Origin of the sequence: Aureimonas sp. Leaf454, from assembly GCF_001424685.1 — a bacterium.
In the GTDB taxonomy this organism is placed as follows: domain Bacteria; phylum Pseudomonadota; class Alphaproteobacteria; order Rhizobiales; family Rhizobiaceae; genus Plantimonas.
The window spans coordinates 188,268-206,290 of record NZ_LMQT01000021.1 but is presented as its reverse complement, the minus strand read 5'-3'; the positions used below and the strand labels follow the sequence as shown (position 1 = coordinate 206,290).

The following is an 18,023-nucleotide window of genomic DNA, read 5'->3' as shown; positions in this document are numbered from 1 at the left end:
AGGAGCCGCGCGACATGACATCCTCTCCCCCCTTGCTCCGGGCGCTGGACGCCCCCCGCTGCGAACTCGGCGAAGGCGCGACCTACGATCCCCGGACCGACACCGCCTGGTGGTTCGACATCCTCGGCCGGACGCTTCTCGAACATCGCTTCGCGGATGGCACGACCATCGTGCACGGCCTGCCGTTCATGGCGAGCGCGCTCGCACGGATCGACCAAGGCCGTCAGCTGCTGGCGACCGAAAAGGGCCTCTACGTGCGCGAGATCGCGACCGGCCGCCTGACCCTTCACCGCGAGATCGAAGCCGCGGACGACGCCACGCGATCCAACGACGCGCGCACCCATCCCTCCGGCGCCTTCTGGATGGGCACGATGGGCAAGCATGCCGAGGAGGGAAGGGGTGCGATCTACTGGTACCGCGCGGGCGAGGTGCGCCGACTGTTCGGCGACATCACGATCACCAACTGCATCTGCTTCTCGCCGTCGGGCGACCGGGGCTATTTCACCGACACGAAGAAGGGGCAGATCCTGACGCTGGCGCTCGATCCCGCCACGGGACTGCCGCAGGGCGAGCCGGTGGCTTTCGGCTCGACGGATTTGCCGGGACATCCGGACGGCGCGGTGACGGATGCCGAGGGACGCCTGCTCGTGGCTCGTTGGGGCGGCGCCTGCGTCAGCATCCTCGACACGGAGGGCCGCCATGTCCGCGACATCGCGCTTCCCACGGGGCAGATCACCTGCCCCGCCTTCGTCGGCACGGCGGCCGCCTCGCTGCTCGTGACCTCGGCCGCCACGGGCTACGACGACGAGGCGCGCCGCGCCGATCCCACCGCCGGCGCCACCTTCGTCGGCGAGATCGGCGTGACCGGACGCTTCGACCCCGAGGTGCGGATCGGGTAGGATCGGTTCGCCGAGCCCTTCACGGCAAGGTCGAACGCAAACAGGGCGGAACGACGAGATGCACGAGAGGGAATCGCGTGGACGGGCGGGCTGTCCCGTCCGGCGGGGCCGGGTCTCCGGTGGCGCCTCCCCGTCGGCCCGCCGGTCGCACCGGCCGGGTCGCGGGCGATGAGGCTTCTGCTTCTCGGCGCGACCGGGCTCGTCGGCCGCCACGTCCTGGAACTGGCGCTGCGAAATCCGCGCGTTTCGGCCGTGACGGCACCGGTGCGTCGACCGCTCGCGCCGCGCGACAAGCTCCAGGCGCCGCCGGTTGACTTCGAGGCCCTGCCCCTTAGCGCGACCTGGTGGGGGGCGGATGCCGTCGTCTGCGCCCTCGGCACCACACGCGCCAAGGCGGGTTCGGCGGAGGCGTTCCGCCGCTTCGACCGAGATCTCGTCCTCGAGGCGCTGGCGCTCGCCCGCTCGCATGGAACGCCGACCCTGGCTTTGGTCTCGGCCGCGGGCGCGGACGCCGCGTCCTTTTTTCTCTATCCAAGGGTGAAGGGCGAGACCGAACGCGGCGCGGCGGCCCTCGGCTTTGCCTCGCTGACGATCCTTCGGCCGGCGCTGATCGGCGGCGAGCGATCGGAAAGCCGCCCCGTCGAGCGCGCCGCCGCCGCCCTCGTCCGACGCGCGGGACCGATCCTGCCCGGGGCGTGGCGCGTCAATCCCGCCGAACGGATCGCCTTCCGCCTCGTCGAGGCAGCCCTGACGGCGGCTCCGGGGCACCATGTCGTTCCATCGGCGGCGCTTACCTGATGCGCAACGGAACCCGGCGGTGCGCGCCTGCCTCGTTCTGCCGCTTCCTCACCCTCGATCGTCGGGCGATCGCCCGGCGCGCCGCAGTCCTCGTCGGAACGTTCCCGGCCGCCGCCGATGCCGCGATGGCCCTGCCGCATGCTCCGGTATCGGCCTGAACGTCGGGTTCGACAGCCGGGACTTCCGAAGGGCGAGAGCCGGGAGATGCGGAAGGAATGTCGTTGGACGCTTTCGGCCGATCAAACGCCGGTCCAGCGCTTCAGCACGATCGAGGCATTGACGCCGCCGAAGCCGAAGGCGTTGGACAAGGCGATCTCCGCCTCTGCGCTCCGGGTCGTCGGTCCGACGAGATCGAGTCCGTCGGCGGCTTCGTCGGGGTCCTCGAGGTTGAGGTTCGGCGGGAGGCGACCATCCCGCAGCGCCAGGAGCGTCACGATCACTTCGAACACGCCCGCCGCGCCGAGAAGATGGCCGCTGGCCGACTTGGTCGACGAGATGGCGGGACCCCGTCCGCGTCCGAACACCGCCGCGATCGCCGCAAGCTCGCTCGCATCGCCGATCTCCGTAGAGGTGGCGTGCGCGTTGATGTAGTCGACCGCGCCCGGCGGCAGGCCTGCCATGGACAGAGCGAGGCGCATCGCGCGCTGGGCGCCGTCCCCGTCGGAGCGCGCGGCGGTGGGATGGTGGGCGTCCGCCGTCGTTGCGTAGCCGGCGATCTCGCCGAGCGGCACGGCGCCGCGATCGAGCGCATGGTCGAGCCGTTCCAAGACGATCATGCCGGCGCCCTCGGCCATGACGAAGCCGTCGCGCGCCCGGTCGAAGGGCCGGGACGCCGCCTCCGGTCGATCGTTGAAACCGGTGGAGAGCGCCCGGGCGGCGGCGAAGCTGCCGAGCGTCACCCGATTGATGCAGGCTTCCGCGCCGCCGCAGACCGCGACGTCCGCCTCGCCGCTCCGAATCAGCCGCAGTCCGTCGCCGATCGCCTGGACGCTCGCGGCGCAGGCCGTCACCGGCGCGCCGAGCGGCCCCTTGAAACCGTGGCGGATGGATATCTGCCCAGCCGCGAGATTGACGAGGAACGAGGACACGGTGAAGGGGGAAAGCCGTCCGGCGCCCCGCGTCTCGACCGTCGTCACGGCGTCGAGCATGCTGTGGAATCCCCCGATGCCGGAGGCCACGATCGTCGCAGTGCGTTCGCGCCCCGTCTCGTCCGGTCGCCAGGCCGACTCGGCGATCGCCTGCCGGGCGGCTTCCATCGCGAAGTGGATGAAGCGGTCCATGCGCCTGCGGTCCTTGACCGGCACCAGGCCTTCCAAATCGAAGCCGAAGGGATCCTCGGCGAGCGTCGGCACGACGGCGGCGATCTTCGCCGCGACGTCGGGCACCGCTTCGTCGGGCAGGCGCCGGACGCCGGAGCGATGCCCGACGAGGCGCTCGAACACCGTCTCCACGCCGACGCCGAGCGGCGAGACGACGCCCATGCCGGTGACGACGATCCGCCGGTCGGCCCCCGACGTCACCGCGGCACCGATGTCACGTTCGGTCGGGACGTCGATCGAAACCGATCCCCGGACGGTCCCGGTTGAGCGTGCCGCGCGGTTCTGCGAACGCCCGACGGAAGCGCCAACGCCTGCGATCTGCGCATCAGGCTTCCCGAAGATCGAGTCCGATCTTCGGGCCGATGCTGCGGAAGCCGACGAGCTTGCGCTCCTCGGGATCCCACAGCGCGAGCCCGACGCAGCGCAGGCTTTCGGAGATCGACAGCCGAGAGATGTTTCCCAGAAGCGGCTCGCCGTCGAGGCAGGCCTGAAGGCGGTAGTTGGGGATGCGGCAGTTCAGATGGTGAATGTGATGAAGGCCGATATTGGCGGTGAACCATTGCAGCACCTTCGGCATCACATAATAGGAACTGCCGCTGAGAGCGGCCCGCTGAAGGTTCCAATCCTCGGACGCCTCCCAGTGGGTGTCCTCGAACTGGTGCTGGACGAAGAACAGCCAGCCTCCGACCCAGGATGCGACGAAGGCCGTGGGCAGCACCGCCAACGCGACCGCGGCCGGGCCGAACAGCGCGATCAGGGTGCCGTAGACCGCCAGGAGCGCGAGGTTGAGGCCCATGATGCTGCGCCAGGCTTCCGATGCGGGAAGGGCCTGCCCGAAGGGCGAACGCTGGAACAGGATGAAGTAGAGCGGCGGTCCAACGACGTGGAGCAGCAGGGGATGGCGATAGAGGCGGTAGCGCCATTGCGCGCCGGGCGACAGCGCGGCGTATTCGTCGACCGTCAGCGTGTCCACGTCGCCGATGCCGCGCCGTCCCAGATCGCCCGCCGTGACGTGGTGGACGGCATGGGAGCGGCTCCAGTAGCCGAACGGCGTCAGGGTCGCGACGCTGAGAAGACGGCCGACCACACGGTTGGCCCGGCGGGACGAAAAGTACGAGCCGTGGCCGCAATCGTGCTGGATGCCGAACAGGCGGACGAGCAGGCCGCCGGCGGGAAGAAAGAGCGCCAGGAGCGCAGGAACGCCCGATGCCGCGCCGAACAGCATGAGACCGGCCGTGGCGAGAAAGAGCGCCAAGGTCGTGCCGAACTGAAACCAGGCCGCGCGGTCGTCCGCATCGCGAAACCGCAGGCAATGACGGGCGAGGCGCCGGACGACGACCTCGTCGAGATGAACGGCGGGACGCGCGAAGCTGCGGCCTGCCGAGAGGATGGGGGATGACAATGAAACGAATCCGAGGCTGGATCTAAAAGGGATGCGCGTCTGACCAGCGTCTCCGGAGATAGCGCGTGAATGTGCCCATGGAATGACCTTACCCGTGCCGGGCCCTCATCGGATAGAGTCCCTTCGAGATCATTTAGACGGCAAAGGGACATCGTCCCCGCGCGAGCGCACCACCCGGTGCGGCGGCGCAGGCTCAGAGAAAGCGTTCGCAGCGATAGGGCGCGGGATCGGCGAACGGCGTCTCCCCCGTCATGAGTTCGGCCAGGAGCCGGCCGCTGGCCGGCCCGAGCGTCAGGCCGTGATGGGCGTGGCCGAAGTCGAACCAGAGGCCGGGATGCCGCGGTGCCGGACCGATGATGGGCCGCATGTCGGGCAGGCAGGGACGAAGCCCGAGCCAGGGCGTCTCCTCCACCGGCTCGCCCAGCGGCAGAAGCCGCCGCGCGACCGCCTCGGCCCGCCCGATCTGGATGGCGTTGGCGGGCGCGGCGGGATCGGCGAACTCGATGCCGGTGGTCAGGCGGATGCCCTTCGTCATCGGCGCGAGCACGAAGCCCGCCTCCTCGTCGACGATCGGCGTCCGGAGGACATGGTCGGGCGGCAACCGGTAGTGCCGATGATGACCCCGCTTGACGGCGAACGGTATGGAATAGCCGAACCGCTTCAGGAGAGCGCCCGACTGCGGCCCCAGCGCCACGACGGCCTGGGGGGCCTCCAGGGGGCCTTGCGCGAGCCCGACCGTCCAGGACCGGCCCGTCGTCTCGACCGTCGCGGCGTCTGCGATCGCGATCCGGCCGCCGCGCCGCTCGAACAGGGCGGCGTAGCGGCGCGTCAGGGCGCCGGGATCGCTGACGGTCTTGGGGTCGCGCCAGTGGATGGCGCCCGCGAGCCCCTCCCGGCCGGTGCGCAGCGAAGGCTCCAGGGCCCCGATCCCGGCGGCGTCGAGGATGTCGTGGGCAAGACCGTACTCGGCGAGGTCGGCAAGGTCGCGCTGCGCGGCCTCGAATTTCGCCGGCGTCCGCCAACCCGCGAGCCACCCCCCGGCGTGAACCAGATCGCCCGCGCCGGCCGCCGTGATGAAATGGTCGTGCTCGGCGACGCTCGCCTCGATCAGCGGAAGCATCGCTTGCGTCGCGAGCGCCAGACGGCGCGGCGAGGAGTGCCGCCAGTAGCGAAAGAGGAACGGCGCCACGCGCCAGATGTAGCGCGGATCGTAGCGCACGTCCGAGGAGCGGTTCAGCGCGTAGCGCGCCAGAGACGCGAGACCGCGGGGGAAGGCGTAGGGGATGACGCTCGCCCGCTCGATCAGGCCGGCGTTGCCGAAGCTCGTCCCCTCGCCCGGTCCCGTCCGGTCGACGAGGACGACGTCGCGCCCGCGCTCCTGAAGATGCAGGGCGAGCGAGACGCCGACGATTCCGGCGCCGAGGACGATGACGTCGGCTTTCATGGCGTTCCCGCGCTGTTGTCCGCCCGACCGCGCAACGGCCGGGCTTCGTCCCGCCATTCCCGAGCCCGGCCTTCGCCGCGCCCTCGTCGGCGGTTCTTGTCGCAGCCCTTGTCGGCGCGAGTCTTCAATAAATGTCGAAGGGGAAGTAGTTCGCGACGATCTTGCCGTAGGTGCCGTTCGCCACGATCGCATCGATCGCGACGTTGAAGCGCTCGCGCAGGGCGCCGTTGCCTTTTCGGATGCCGATGCCGGCTTCGGTCTCCGTGCCGGGAACGTCGCCGACGAGCTTGCAGCAATCCTTGCCGGGACCCTTCAGCCAGTCGGTCAGGACGAACTTGTCGGAGATCAGCGCGTCGAGCCGGCCAGTCTGGAGGTCGGCGGCCGCCTCGTCCTGCGTCGGATAGAGCCGGACGTCGGCGCCGGCCGGGCCGTAGCTGTCGGTGGCGTAGTCGGCCTGGGTGGTCGAGGCCTGGGCGCCGACGACCTTACCCTTCATGGCCTCGGGCGAGACGGCGGCCAGCGTGCTGTCGTTCAGCACCATGACGGCCAGCGGCGTCGTATAGTACTTGTTCGTGAAGTCGATCTGCTGCTTGCGCTCCTGCGTGATGCTCATGGAGGCGATGACGGCATCGAACTTGTCGGCGATGAGGCCGGGGATCATGCCGTCCCAGGGCTGGGCGGACAGGGTGCAGGTCGCCTTCATCTCGGCGCAGAGGGCGTTGGCGATGTCGACGTCGAGCCCGGCCAGCGTCCCGTCGGCCTTCAGGTAGTTGAAGGGCGGATAGGCCCCTTCCGTCGCGATCCGGATCGCCTCCTCGGCAGATGCCGCCGGGCTCGTCGCAAGAAGGGCGAGGACGGCAAGGGCGGCGATGGAACGAGGCTTCATCGGGATCTCCGGTCGGTGGGCGAACTGGGCGGGCAAGACGGGTGGGTGAACCGGCCGGCGGACCATGCGCGGGGGTGGCGCACGGCCTGTTCGTCCTGTCGCCTTGGCGAGCTTTGCATCCGGGTCCGACAAAGCCAAGCCGGAAATCGCGCGCGCGATCCCCGTGAACGCAAGCGCCCCTTCGGTCTTTGCCCCGCCCCTCCCGACGCTAGATGGTCTCGCCACGGCTTGGCCGAGACGGTCCTTCAGCACGTCGGGAGTTTTGCATGGAAACACGGCATCTCGGTCGCTCCGGCCTCAGAGTTCCGGTGCTCTCGCTCGGCACCGGCACGTTCGGCGGCGCCAACGAATTCTTCCAGCGCTGGGGTGCGGTCGACGTCGCGGGCGCCTCGCGGCTCGTCGACATCTGCCTCGAAGCCGGCATGAACTTCTTCGACACCGCCGACATCTATTCCGGCGGCATGGCCGAGGAGATCCTCGGCGAGGCCCTGAAGGGGCGGCGCGACCGGGCGCTGATCTCGACGAAGGCGACGTTCCGCAACGGCGAGGGCGCCAACGACGTCGGCTCCTCGCGCCGTCATCTCGTGGAGGCCTGCGAGGCCAGCCTGAAACGGCTCGGCACCGACCATGTCGACGTCTATTTCCTGCACGGCTTCGATGCCCTGACGCCGCTGGACGAGACCCTGCGGGCCCTCGACGACCTGATCACGGCGGGCAAGATCGGCTATATCGGAGCTTCCAATTTCTCCGGCTGGCACCTCATGAAGGCGCTGGCGACGTCCGAACGATACGGGCTCGCGCGCCACGTCGCCTACCAGGGCTACTATTCGCTGATCGGCCGCGACTACGAATGGGAGCTGATGCCGCTCGGGCTCGACCAGGGCGTCGGACTGATGGTGTGGAGCCCGCTCGGCTGGGGCCGCCTCACCGGCAAGATCCGGCGCGGCGAGACGGCGGGCGCCGGTCGCATCGCCTCCGGCGGCGCAGTCGGCGGACCGCCCGTGTCGGACGACCACGTCTACGACGTCGTGGACGCGCTCGACGTGGTGGCGCAGGAGACGGGCAAGACCGTGCCGCAGGTGGCTCTCGCCTGGCTGCTCTCCCGCCCGACCGTTTGCAACCTCGTCGTCGGCGCGCGCAACGAAGAGCAGTTGCGGCAGAATCTCGGCGCCGTCGGCTGGTCGCTGAGCCCCGACCAGATCGAGCGCCTGGACAAGGCGAGCCACAGGGACCCCATCTACCCCTACTGGCATCAGAAGGATTTCGACGAGCGCAATCCGAAGCCGACGCGCTGGTGACGGCTCTCCCGGCGATGGCGCGCGCGGCCGCCTCGCCGGACCATTCAACGCCCCGCGCGGGGCGTTCCACCGCGCAAGCCCGCCAGCCGGACGACCGGCGCCCGGCGACCGCGATCCCTCGCCTGCAGGATACGAGATCATGAACAGCCCTTCGAACCCGATCTACCGGAACGCCGTCGCCGAGCTCGGCGCCGTCTTCGAGCGCATCGACGACGCCAAGGTCGATGGAGCGGTGGAGGCCATCGCGCGCGCCCGGAGCACGGTCGTCTTCGGCGGTGGCCGGGAGCGGCTCCAGATCATGGGCTTCGCCATGCGACTCTATCACATGGGCGTGCCGGTCGCCGTGGAAGGCGACATGACGACCCCGCCGGTCGGACCGGGCGATCTCTTCCTCGTCACGGTCGGACCGGGCGAGATCTCGACCGCCGTCGCGCTGATCGACGTCGCCAAGAAGGCCGGCGCGAAGGTCCTCGTCATCACCGCCCAGCCCGAGGGCCGCGCCTCGCGGATGGCCGACGAGATTCTCCTCCTGCCGGCACAGACGATGGCCGACGACCAGGGCACGGCGAAGACCTCGGTCCTTCCGATGGGGTCCCTCTACGAGGGCGCCCTGTTCGTGCTCTTCGAGGTCATGATCCTCAAGCTGCGCGACCGACTGGCGGTGACGCCCGAAGCCATGCGCGAGCGCCACACCAATCTCGAATAGGGGACGGAGCGTCCGGGTGGGCAGTCCGGTGGTGCGGCGTTCGGACATCGGGCCGGCGATATCGAGGTGAACGGTGATGCGAGGGACGGCGTCATTGGTCCTGCACGATGGCCGGCCGCCCGTGCGCAACGGCGGACCGTCAGGCGGAGTCGACAGGGGGGCGACGCCTTCGAGCCGATCCTGCGACGGCGCTGCCACGACCCGATCCCTTTCGGCTCTGCCGGCCGTGTCGAGACGCGCTTCCTTCTGCGCATTGTGGAAACGTTGGAGTTCGATGCGCGCGCCGTCCCCGCTCGCGCAGGCTGTTTAGGCTCGCGTCTCGAAGCATCGCAGCGAGACAGCGCTGCCTGCATCCGGCCCGAGGAACGAAAGCGGGGAAACCGTCCGCTTTTCCCGCTCGATCGCACCGTGGTCTTCCAGTCACACGGACTGAGCAAAATGCGCCCTGCCCCGAATCCTCATCGCGTTCACGACAACCCGCAGCCCCCATCCGGGTAGATCGCTCGACATTCTCTCGTAGAGACTTCAACTGGAACCATGTGTTCCGACACGATCGAGCCGCGCAGGAACACTGGACTGACTTTGGGGAAGCCGCTTCGAGCGCCTCCGCTTGTTGAGAAACATTCGCTGACATGGCGCATCGACTGAGCTTGGAAGACCTCATCCAACACATCTACGAAGCGGCCTTCGATCCTGGCGGATGGGAAACCGTGCTCGCGGAGATCGCCGCCTTCGTCGGATCCGAAGGAGCGGTCCTGTTCCGATCGGGTCAGGCGGGCCAGTCCTGGATCGCGTCGGAGGGCGTCCTCAGGCTCGTCGACCAGTTCTTCGAAGGCCAGTGGTACCGCGACAACGAGCGGACGTCGGGCGTTCTGCGCGTCGCCAAATCCGGCTTCGTGAACGACGCAGATCTTTTCGATGCCGAGCGGATGAACACCATCCCCATGTATCGCGACCTGCTGCATCCCTTGGGCTTTGGATGGGGCGCGGCCACGACGTTCAGTCTGTCGAGCGGGACTCAGCTGGTCCTGTCGATCGAGCGCGCGCGATCGGCCGGACCCATTCCAAAAGCGATGATGCAGGCGCTCGACGACTTGAGGCCGCATATCATCCGATCATCCCTGATCACCGAACGCGTCAGCACCTCCAAGTCCGATGGCCTCGTCGACGTGTTGGCGGGACTTGGACTCCCCGCGGCGGCGATCGACGGCAGCGGGCGCGTCCTGTCGCACAACGACGACTGGATCGCCGTCCGATCTCACGTGATGATCGATGCCGGCGATCACCTCGTTTTTTCCGCCGCGAATGCGCGGCGACAGTTCGAGACGTTCCTGAGGACGTCGGCCCTCGCCCGGACGACCACCGGCTGCACGATCGCGCTTCCTCGGGACATCACGCGCGCGCCGGCGCTGGCGCATGTCATTCCCGTCGGGCGGACCTATGCCGGCCTCTTCTCGAGACCTGCCTTCCTCGTCGTGGTCAAGCCGCAGATGACCGAGACACAGATTTCGGCCGCCCTTCTCTCTGAACTCTACGGATTAACCGCGTCGGAAAGCCGGGTCGTCCGTCTCCTCGCCCGCGGCGAGGACGTCGAGGCCGTGGCGGTCGCGCTGCATGTCGGCCGCGAAACGATCCGGACGCAGTTGAAGTCGATCTTCGTCAAGACCGGGCTCCGGAGCCAGGGCGAATTGCGGATCGGCGTCAGCAGCTTGATCGGCGCGGTCAAGGACGACTGATCCCGGCGGGTCCGCGGGCCGCGGCAATGGCCCTCTTCATGCGTCGGACGTCTCGTCTTCCGCGAACCCCGGAAGATGATCGATCCCGCCGAGCCAAGGCACTCTCGACCGGCACCAGATCTGGCGTCGCGGCACGAGGTCGGCTCGCTGCCGGATGCCGCCCCATCGGATTCCCCAGATGTCGGCGCCCTCGCCCTCCCCGCTCGTGAAGAGCGGCGATCCGCATTCGCCGCAGAAATGCTGAAAGCGTTTGCGTCCGTTGTCGCCGAGCTTGGTGTAGATCTTCGGCTCGCCCATCACGCGGAGATCGGAGACATCCGTCACGACCGAGACGCGCAAGGCCGTTCCCGTCAGGCTCTGGCAATCGGTGCAATGGCAGACGGTGACGACATCGGGATCGATGTCGGCCTCGTAGCGGATCCGTCCGCAATGGCATCCGCCGTCAATGCGCATCGTCTGCGTCACGTCGTTCGTCCTTCCGCTGTCCCTTCGCGACGATCTCGAGAACCCCCTCCGGCAGCGGGCGCTGGAGCTTGACGGCTTCCGACCAGGGTGCGCGAAGCCAGACGTCCATCTCCTCGCGGTCCGTGAGGATCACCGGCATGGCCTTGGGATGGACGGCTCCGACGGTCTTGTTGGCGTCCGTCGTCAGGAAGCCGAACGCATCCACCGTCACCTCGCCGTCCCTGGTCTTGCGAACGCTCGTCCAGGTCGTCCAGATCCCCGCGAAGACCATCAGGGGCCGGTCCTCGCCTGCGGCGAACCAGACGGGCAGCTTTCGCCTCTCCGCCGTCTCCTCGTATTCGGAAAAGGACGTGAACGGCACGAGGCAGCGGTGCTCCGCGGGCAACCAGCGCCGCCAGTGGGGGCTCTTGGTGTTGCGGATGTTGGTGACGCCGGGATCGCTGGTCCGGCCCTTCATGGCGAAGACCGGCGAGGGCATGCCCCAGCGCATCAGGGTCAACTCGCGCCGTCCGTCGACCGACCGCACGACCGGCGCTTCATAATCGGGAAAGATGCCGGGCATGGGCGCGAGGTTGCCGGTGCGATCGACCGAGGCGCGCGTGAATTCCAGAATGGCGGCTTGGCCCTTGGTGAGGCTGTAGAGATTGCACATGCCGCGAGCTTATACCGGAGTGGCGCGAATGTGACCTATCCCGGCAGCCCTCGTCGCATCGCCGGTTCGATCCAACGACACCGTCATCTGCACCCTTCGCTCGCCGGCCCCTTCGGCCGGGGGGCCGCCACCTTCGAAGGTTTCGCGCGTTGTGGTCCGACGAAGCGAAACGGAGACATGCCTGTGACCGCCGAAACCCACCTCTACTTTCCCCTGGAGGGCCACGAGACCAGCGCCTACGTGAAGGTCCGGCTATATGACGACGGCGGCAAGCCCGGCGCGCAGGCCTCGCTCGAAGGCCCGGCCGCGGAGGGCGCCCGTTTCGAATACCCGACGACCGGCGAGCCTCACGCGGTCCTTCGCGACGCCCGCGACTACGCCGCGGGGCGCGGCTTCGATGTCCGGGTCCAGCTCGACGGCGTCGCCTGGAACCCCGAGCTCGGCGTTCTCGTCGAACCGAAGACCTGAAGGAGACCCATCATGTCGGACGAAATGCTGAAAGGCTTCGAGACCGAGGCCGCGGCCCTGAAGCGCCGCGATCTGACGCAGGCCGAAAAGCGCGCGATCGGCGACGAGATGCTGAAGGGCATCCTGAAGCCGGACATGGACCGGCGCAAGCGCAAGAACGTCCTGCGCCACGCCATCACGCAGGCGGGGCGGCAAGACGCCTGACACCCGCTCCGGGCCGTCGAGCGCCCCCTCCCCTTTCGGGGCGATTTGGGGTGTCGCCCGGCTCGGAGACGCCCGCCTCGCCGGTCTCGACATCGTCGAGACCGTGGCCGTCCGCGTCCGGGTCTCCGCCGACATTCTAGGCCGCCCCGTCCTGTTGCGCGGCATAGATCGCGAGCCTGTCCGACAGGAGCTTCAGCAGGCGATCCCGGTTGGCGTCGCGAACATGGGCCTGCCAGGCGACCGAAAGCGGAAGGCGATGGGCGTCGTCGGCCGAAATGTCCGCGAGCGGCAGGAAGGCGACGCCGGGTGCGGCCGGGCGGGCCGACCATCGCGGAACGATCGCCGCGCCGATGCCTGCGGCCACCATGGCGAGGATCGTCTGCTTTTCCTCGGCGATCTGCGCGATCCTCGGGGTGCGGCCCCGCTCTTCGAAGAGCTTCATCGTGAGGTCGTGGCTGTGCGGCCGCGATCCGCGCTCGGGAATGATCATCGGGATGTCGCGAAGATCGTCGACCCGGATGCAGGCGCGGTCCGCGAGCGGATGATCCGCGGCCAGCGCCACGACCGCGGTCTCGTGCAGGAGGAACCGCATCCGCAGACGCGGATCGAGACGCGCGCCCGGTCGCAGGATCGCGACGTCGAGCCGTCCGGCGAGGAGCTTGGGAAGAAGGCGCATCGACTTCTCCTCGGTGAGCCGTACCGTCAGTCCGGGATCGAGCCGGTGAAGATCGTGGATGAGACTGGGAACGAGGCCCGCCGCCGCGCTGTCGATCGCGCCGAGGCGGATGATCCGGGCTCCCGCGCGCGCCCGGTCCCGGAAACCCTCGAGGAGAGCGTCCGCGCGTTCGACCAGGGCACGGGCGTCCGGCACGAAAGCCTTGCCCTCCGGCGTCAGGAGGACCGACCGGGTGGTGCGTTCAAAGAGGGGTACGCCGAGCTCCTCCTCCAAGGCGCGCACCTGACGCCCGAGCGATGCGGGCAGGATGTCGAGCGCCCGCGCCGCCTTGCCGAAATGCATGGCATCGGCGACCGCCAGGACGCAGCGGATCTGTTTGAGCTCCATCGCCTGATTATATCATGAGATTGTATAATCGAGCGAGCCTTGGGTCGCGCCTCGAACGTGTCTAGGCAGGGTCTTTCCCGCGTTGAGCCGGTTGATCCGGCCGACATGTCCTTCGCACCCGTCGAGGTACGGCCCATGCAGACCTACAAGATCGCAGCCATTCCGGCGGACGGCATCGGCCCCGAAGTGATCGCCGCGGGCCTTCAGGCGCTCGAGGCGCTGGAGCGCCGCGCGGGAAGCTTCAAGCTCGACGTGACGCATTTCGACTGGGGTTCGGACTATTACAGGCGGAAGGGCATCATGATGCCGGCGGACGGCATCGAGCAGTTGAAGCCCTTCGACGCCATCTTCTTCGGCGCGGTCGGCGCGCCCGACGTGCCCGACCACATCACGCTCTGGGGTCTGCGGCTGCCGATCTGCCAGGGCTTCGACCAATATGCCAATGTCCGCCCGACGCGGATCCTGCCGGGCATCACGTCGCCCTTGTCGGGCGTCGGACCCGGCGATCTCGACTGGGTGATCGTGCGGGAGAACTCGGAGGGCGAGTATTCCGGCCATGGCGGGCGGGCCCATCGCGGCCTTCCCGAAGAGGTCGGCACCGAGGTCGCGATCTTCACCCGCGTCGGCGTCACCCGCATCATGCGCTACGCGTTCAGGCTGGCACAGGCGCGACCGCGAAAATTCCTGACCGTGGTCACCAAGTCGAACGCCCAGCGCCACGGCATGGTCATGTGGGACGAGATCGCCGCCGAGGTCGCCACCGAATTTCCCGACGTGACCTGGGACAAGATGCTGGTCGACGCGATGACCGTGCGCATGACGCTCAACCCCCGAAGCCTCGACACGATCGTCGCGACCAACCTCCACGCCGACATCCTGTCCGATCTCGCGGGCGCCCTCGCCGGCAGCCTCGGCGTCGCGCCGACCGCCAACATCGATCCCGAGCGGCGCTTTCCCTCCATGTTCGAGCCGATCCACGGCTCGGCCTTCGACATCACGGGCAAGGGCATCGCCAATCCCGTCGCGACCTTCTGGACGGCGGCGCAGATGCTGGAGCACCTCGGCGAGGCCAAGGCGGCAGCGCGCCTCATGCATGCCGTCGAGGCGGTGACGGGCAGCGGCGTTCGCACCCCCGACGTCGGCGGGACGGCCACCACACAGGAGGTGACCGCCGCCGTCTGCGAGGCCATCCGCGGCTCCAACATCCTCGCCTGACGCGCGAAGGATCGTCGTCCGAGGAATGCCGGACGTCGTCCGAGATGCGAATGCCGGACCCAGCCCTCTCGCGCGGCGCGCGGCGTCAGACGCGGCGGGAGGTCGGCCGCACGGCGAGCCGGTCGAGCGCGTCCGCGTTCGCCCGCCCCCAGGCGTAGAGCATCTCGACCGGCTCGACGAACCGCTGGCCGAGATCGCTCAGGCGATATTCGACCGCGGGCGGAATCGTTGCCTTTACGTGGCGGGTCACGAGACCGCTCTCCTCCATTTCCCGAAGCGTCTGCGTCAGCATCTTCTTGGAAATGCCGGGCAGGCTGCGCAGGAGGACGCCGGCCCGCGCGGCGCCGGCGTGGCGGGCGTGCAGCGTGTGGAGGACCATGCTGGTCCATTTCGTCGCGAAGAGCTCGAGAACGCGCCGGGGTGCGCAGTCCTCGCGCCATTCCGCGTCGGGCGTGCCGGGTTGCATGGTGGGAACCTCCAGGTGGCCGAGGCCCCTTTTGGTGCCTTCTGGACGCGAATGGCAAGCCTGCCTAGCTCGGTGAAAACGCCAGAGAAGGACGACGGCATGACGAAAACGGCATTGGTGGTGGGCGCAAGCGGAATCGTCGGCAGCGCGACGGCCGATCATCTCCTCGATCACGGCTGGTCGGTCCATGGCCTAGCGCGGCGTCCGGCCGATCGGCCGAACGTTCAGCCGGTCGCCGCCGATCTCCAGGATTCGTCCGCGACGGCGCAGGCGTTGAACGGCATCGCGCCCGAGGCGGTCTTCATCACGACCTGGCTGCGCCAGGAGACCGAAGCCGAGAACATCCGCGTCAACGCTGCCATGGTGAAGAACCTCCTCGACGGTCTGCGGCCGGCGGGCTCGGTGCGGCACGTGGCGCTGGTCACGGGCCTCAAGCACTATCTCGGACCCTTCGAGGCCTATGGGAAGGGCGTCCTCCCGCAGACGCCCTTCCGCGAAAGCCAGGGCCGGCTCGACGTCCAGAACTTCTACTATGCCCAGGAAGACGAGGTCTTCGCCGCCGCCCGGCGTGACGGCTTCACCTGGAGCGTCCACCGGCCGCACACGGTGATCGGCAAGGCGGTCGGCAATGCGATGAACATGGGCACGACGCTCGCCGTCTACGCCACGCTGTGCCGCGAGACCGGCCGCCCCTTCCGCTTCCCGGGTTCGCCGGCGCAGTGGAACGGGCTGACCGACATGACCGATGCCGGGCAGCTCGCCCGCCATCTGCTCTGGGCGGCGACGACGCCCGCGGCGGCGAACGAGGACTTCAACATCGTGAACGGCGACGTCTTCCGCTGGAGCTGGATGTGGGGCCGGATCGCCGACTGGTTCGGGATCGAGGCCGCACCCTTCGACGGCACCGTCCAGCCCCTGGAGGGGCAGATGGCGGGAGATGCACCGATCTGGCGCGACATCGCCGAGCGGGAGGGCCTCGCAGAGCCGGACCTCGCCCGCCTCGCCTCCCCCTGGCATACGGATGCCGATCTCGGACGGCCGATCGAGGTCGTGACCGACATGGGCAAGAGCCGGCGTCTCGGCTTCACCGCCTATCAGGCGACGGACGACGCCTTCTTCGATCTCTTCGAGCGCCTGCGGGCCGATCGTCTGATTCCCTGAAGATCGTCTCGCCCGGACGACGGATCGTTCCGGTGGCGGCCGGCCCGGCAAGGCCCGGCTTTTCCGGCAGGGGCGAGCGCGAACGCCCGCTCGCCCTTCGCGAACGGCGACCCGGCTCTTCCCATCGCCGGCTCGACGCCCAGCTTGCACGCAGTGAAACAGGAGAACCCTTCGTGCTGACACGCGCCGCTCGCTTCGCCGCCGCCGCCAGCCTCTCCATCGGCTGGCTCGTGGCGGATTGCGCCCCCGCATCCGCCGGGCCGAGGCTCGGCGACACGCTCGCACCGGCGATCGAACGGATCGAGGCGCAGGTCGGCGGGCGTCTCGGCGTCAGCATCCGGGATCTTCAGACCGGCGCGTCGTTCTCGCATCGCGGCAGCGAGCGCTTTCCGATGGCCAGCACCTTCAAGGCCTTCGCCTGCGCCCATCTCCTGGCCTTGGCCGACGCCGGCACGATCGATCCCGGTCGCCGCGAGCCGATCCGGGCCGGCGATCTCCAGACCTATTCGCCCGTCACCCGAAACCATGTCGGCGACGGCTTGTCCTTGTCGGCTCTTTGCGAGGCGACCACGCGGACCAGCGACAACACGGCGGCCAATCTCATCCTGACGGCGACGGGCGGCCCCGCCGCGCTGACGGCATTCCTGCGCTCGATCGGCGACGACACGACCCGGCTCGACAGGTTCGAACCCGATCTCAACGATGTGGGTCCGGGCGACGACCGCGACACGACAAGCCCGGACGCCGCCATCGCCAGCCTGCAAAAGCTGGTGCTCGGCGACGTTCTCTCGGCAAATTCGCGCCGGCAGCTAGAATCCTGGCTCGCGGCCAATGCCGTCGGCGGTCCGCTTCTGCGAGCGAGCCTTCCCGAGGGATGGCGCATCGCCGACCGGACCGGCGCCGGCGAATACGGGACACGCGGCATCATCGCCGTCATCTGGCCAAAAGACGACGCGGCGCCTGCGAAGGGACCGATCCTGGCTGCCGTCTACCTCACGGGAACGAAGCTTTCGATCGACCAGCGCAATGGCGTCATCGCCGAGCTCGGCGCCGCGATGGTGGAGGATCTCGGCGGCTAAAGCATCGTGCGGGCAATCGCTCGCAGGATGTCGGCTCCGGTTCGGCGCAGGGTCGCGTCGGCGCGAAGCGGCCCGGATTGAAGGCCGCATCGCCTCCGGCGACGCTGGCGACGGTCGTCAGCGCAAGCGCTTCAGACGTCGCTCCAGCATGTCCGCGCAATCGTCGAGGCAGGCCTGCATCTGCATCAGGTCTTTTTCCTCGAGGGTCCGCGTCAGTTCCTTCTCGAGCTCCTGCCGCGCCGCGATCACCATCTCTCTCGCCTCGAGGCCCGCCTGGGTGATCCGCACGATGGTTCGCCGCGCATCGCGGAGATCGCCGACCCTCTCGACGAGAGCCCGCTCGATCAGTCGATCGGTCATCTTGGATACGGTGGACGGACGGATCATCAGGAGGTCGGCGAGTTGCGCGACGGGCAGGCCCTCATCGGGCACCGCCATCAGAAGCTCGTCCTGACCGTTGTTGAAACCGAGCGCCGCGAGCTTGATGCCCCGCAAGGCACGCATCGACTTGGAGATGGAGAGGAGAGCCGGCACCAGCTCCGACTGATGGACCGGCGCATCCTCGAGCGCCACGGGACGGGCCGCAGGCTTGGAAACCGTCTGAAGGTCCAGCATCACGCGCGCTCCCGGCGGGCGTTCGGCGATCGCACCTCGGGAATGGGCGATGCCCGGCGGTCGGCATCCTCCTTCCGTCGAGCAAAGACCTGACGCAACTGGAGAGACGACAGCTTTCTGGAAACCATCGCGCTTGGCTTGTCGGCT

General features: G+C 68.6%; 19 protein-coding genes. 10 read left to right on the top strand and 9 right to left on the bottom strand.

The features are described from left to right. The first annotated feature begins 14 nt into the window (after positions 1–14). Positions 15–899: an SMP-30/gluconolactonase/LRE family protein gene (locus ASG43_RS16250; protein WP_056507281.1), complete on the top strand. Its 885-nt coding sequence runs from the start codon at positions 15–17 to the stop codon at positions 897–899. A gap of 168 nt (positions 900–1,067) precedes the next feature. Next, the gene (locus ASG43_RS16245; protein WP_056507280.1) at positions 1,068–1,697 is read left to right on the top strand and encodes an NAD(P)H-binding protein; all 630 of its coding nucleotides are present in this window, start codon (positions 1,068–1,070) and stop codon (positions 1,695–1,697) included. Between the two features lie 239 nt (positions 1,698–1,936). Here ASG43_RS16245 and fabF read toward each other — a convergent pair whose 3' ends face one another. From fabF to ASG43_RS16225, 4 genes are all read right to left on the bottom strand, one after another. After that, complete coding sequence (fabF, locus tag ASG43_RS16240; protein WP_280137224.1) at positions 1,937–3,217, bottom strand: beta-ketoacyl-ACP synthase II; 1,281 nt, start codon at positions 3,215–3,217, stop codon at positions 1,937–1,939. A gap of 124 nt (positions 3,218–3,341) precedes the next feature. Continuing rightward, entirely contained in the window at positions 3,342–4,418 is a 1,077-nt protein-coding gene (locus ASG43_RS16235; protein WP_082490977.1) for a fatty acid desaturase, read from the bottom strand. Between the two features lie 193 nt (positions 4,419–4,611). Next, positions 4,612–5,862 (bottom strand): FAD-binding oxidoreductase, encoded by a 1,251-nt coding sequence (locus tag ASG43_RS16230; protein WP_056507273.1) that lies wholly within the window; start codon positions 5,860–5,862, stop codon positions 4,612–4,614. 124 nt (positions 5,863–5,986) lie between these two features. Further along, positions 5,987–6,748 (bottom strand): ABC transporter substrate-binding protein, encoded by a 762-nt coding sequence (locus ASG43_RS16225; RefSeq protein ID WP_056507270.1) that lies wholly within the window; start codon positions 6,746–6,748, stop codon positions 5,987–5,989. Between the two features lie 266 nt (positions 6,749–7,014). Between ASG43_RS16225 and ASG43_RS16220 the strand changes: the two genes are divergently transcribed. The 3 genes from ASG43_RS16220 (at position 7,015) to ASG43_RS16210 (ending at position 10,488) form a co-directional block, all read left to right on the top strand. Next, entirely contained in the window at positions 7,015–8,046 is a 1,032-nt protein-coding gene (locus ASG43_RS16220) for an aldo/keto reductase (protein ID WP_056507267.1), read from the top strand. Between the two features lie 139 nt (positions 8,047–8,185). Beyond that, positions 8,186–8,752: an SIS domain-containing protein gene (locus tag ASG43_RS16215; protein WP_056507264.1), complete on the top strand. Its 567-nt coding sequence runs from the start codon at positions 8,186–8,188 to the stop codon at positions 8,750–8,752. Between the two features lie 632 nt (positions 8,753–9,384). Further along, complete coding sequence (locus tag ASG43_RS16210) at positions 9,385–10,488, top strand: helix-turn-helix transcriptional regulator (RefSeq protein WP_056507263.1); 1,104 nt, start codon at positions 9,385–9,387, stop codon at positions 10,486–10,488. 36 nt (positions 10,489–10,524) lie between these two features. Here the strand turns inward: ASG43_RS16210 and ASG43_RS16205 are convergent, their stop codons facing one another. Both ASG43_RS16205 and ASG43_RS16200 read right to left on the bottom strand, forming a co-directional pair. Further along, entirely contained in the window at positions 10,525–10,941 is a 417-nt protein-coding gene (locus ASG43_RS16205; RefSeq protein ID WP_056507260.1) for a GFA family protein, read from the bottom strand. Next, on the bottom strand, positions 10,931–11,605 hold the full coding sequence (locus tag ASG43_RS16200) for an SOS response-associated peptidase (RefSeq protein ID WP_056507257.1): 675 nt from the start codon (positions 11,603–11,605) through the stop codon (positions 10,931–10,933). The genes ASG43_RS16205 and ASG43_RS16200 overlap by 11 nt, the downstream gene beginning before the upstream one ends. A gap of 183 nt (positions 11,606–11,788) precedes the next feature. Here ASG43_RS16200 and ASG43_RS16195 point away from each other — a divergent pair, with 183 nt between their 5' ends. Together ASG43_RS16195 and ASG43_RS16190 are read left to right on the top strand one after the other, a co-directional pair. Beyond that, positions 11,789–12,073, top strand: a complete 285-nt coding sequence (locus ASG43_RS16195) for a hypothetical protein (RefSeq protein WP_156386742.1) — start codon at positions 11,789–11,791, stop codon at positions 12,071–12,073. Between the two features lie 12 nt (positions 12,074–12,085). Next, positions 12,086–12,277 carry a hypothetical protein gene (locus tag ASG43_RS16190; protein WP_056507250.1) on the top strand — a complete coding sequence of 64 codons (192 nt, stop codon included), beginning with the start codon at positions 12,086–12,088 and terminating at the stop codon, positions 12,275–12,277. Between the two features lie 136 nt (positions 12,278–12,413). On the opposite strand, the gene ASG43_RS16185 is transcribed toward ASG43_RS16190, so the two are convergent. Further along, a complete protein-coding gene (locus ASG43_RS16185) occupies positions 12,414–13,340 on the bottom strand; it encodes a LysR family transcriptional regulator (RefSeq protein ID WP_056507247.1) in 927 nt (308 codons plus the stop codon). Between the two features lie 135 nt (positions 13,341–13,475). Between ASG43_RS16185 and ASG43_RS16180 the strand changes: the two genes are divergently transcribed. Continuing rightward, a complete protein-coding gene (locus ASG43_RS16180; RefSeq protein WP_056507245.1) occupies positions 13,476–14,555 on the top strand; it encodes a tartrate dehydrogenase in 1,080 nt (359 codons plus the stop codon). Positions 14,556–14,640: 85 nt separating this feature from the next. On the opposite strand, the gene ASG43_RS16175 is transcribed toward ASG43_RS16180, so the two are convergent. Next, the gene (locus ASG43_RS16175; protein WP_056507242.1) at positions 14,641–15,021 is read right to left on the bottom strand and encodes a helix-turn-helix domain-containing protein; all 381 of its coding nucleotides are present in this window, start codon (positions 15,019–15,021) and stop codon (positions 14,641–14,643) included. Positions 15,022–15,120: 99 nt separating this feature from the next. Between ASG43_RS16175 and ASG43_RS16170 the strand changes: the two genes are divergently transcribed. Both ASG43_RS16170 and bla read left to right on the top strand, forming a co-directional pair. Continuing rightward, a complete protein-coding gene (locus tag ASG43_RS16170; RefSeq protein WP_056507239.1) occupies positions 15,121–16,182 on the top strand; it encodes an SDR family oxidoreductase in 1,062 nt (353 codons plus the stop codon). Between the two features lie 173 nt (positions 16,183–16,355). Next, positions 16,356–17,261: a class A beta-lactamase gene (gene bla / locus ASG43_RS16165; RefSeq protein WP_244488127.1), complete on the top strand. Its 906-nt coding sequence runs from the start codon at positions 16,356–16,358 to the stop codon at positions 17,259–17,261. A gap of 117 nt (positions 17,262–17,378) precedes the next feature. On the opposite strand, the gene ASG43_RS16160 is transcribed toward bla, so the two are convergent. Beyond that, entirely contained in the window at positions 17,379–17,876 is a 498-nt protein-coding gene (locus tag ASG43_RS16160) for a MarR family transcriptional regulator (RefSeq protein WP_056507236.1), read from the bottom strand. Positions 17,877–18,023 lie beyond the last annotated feature (147 nt).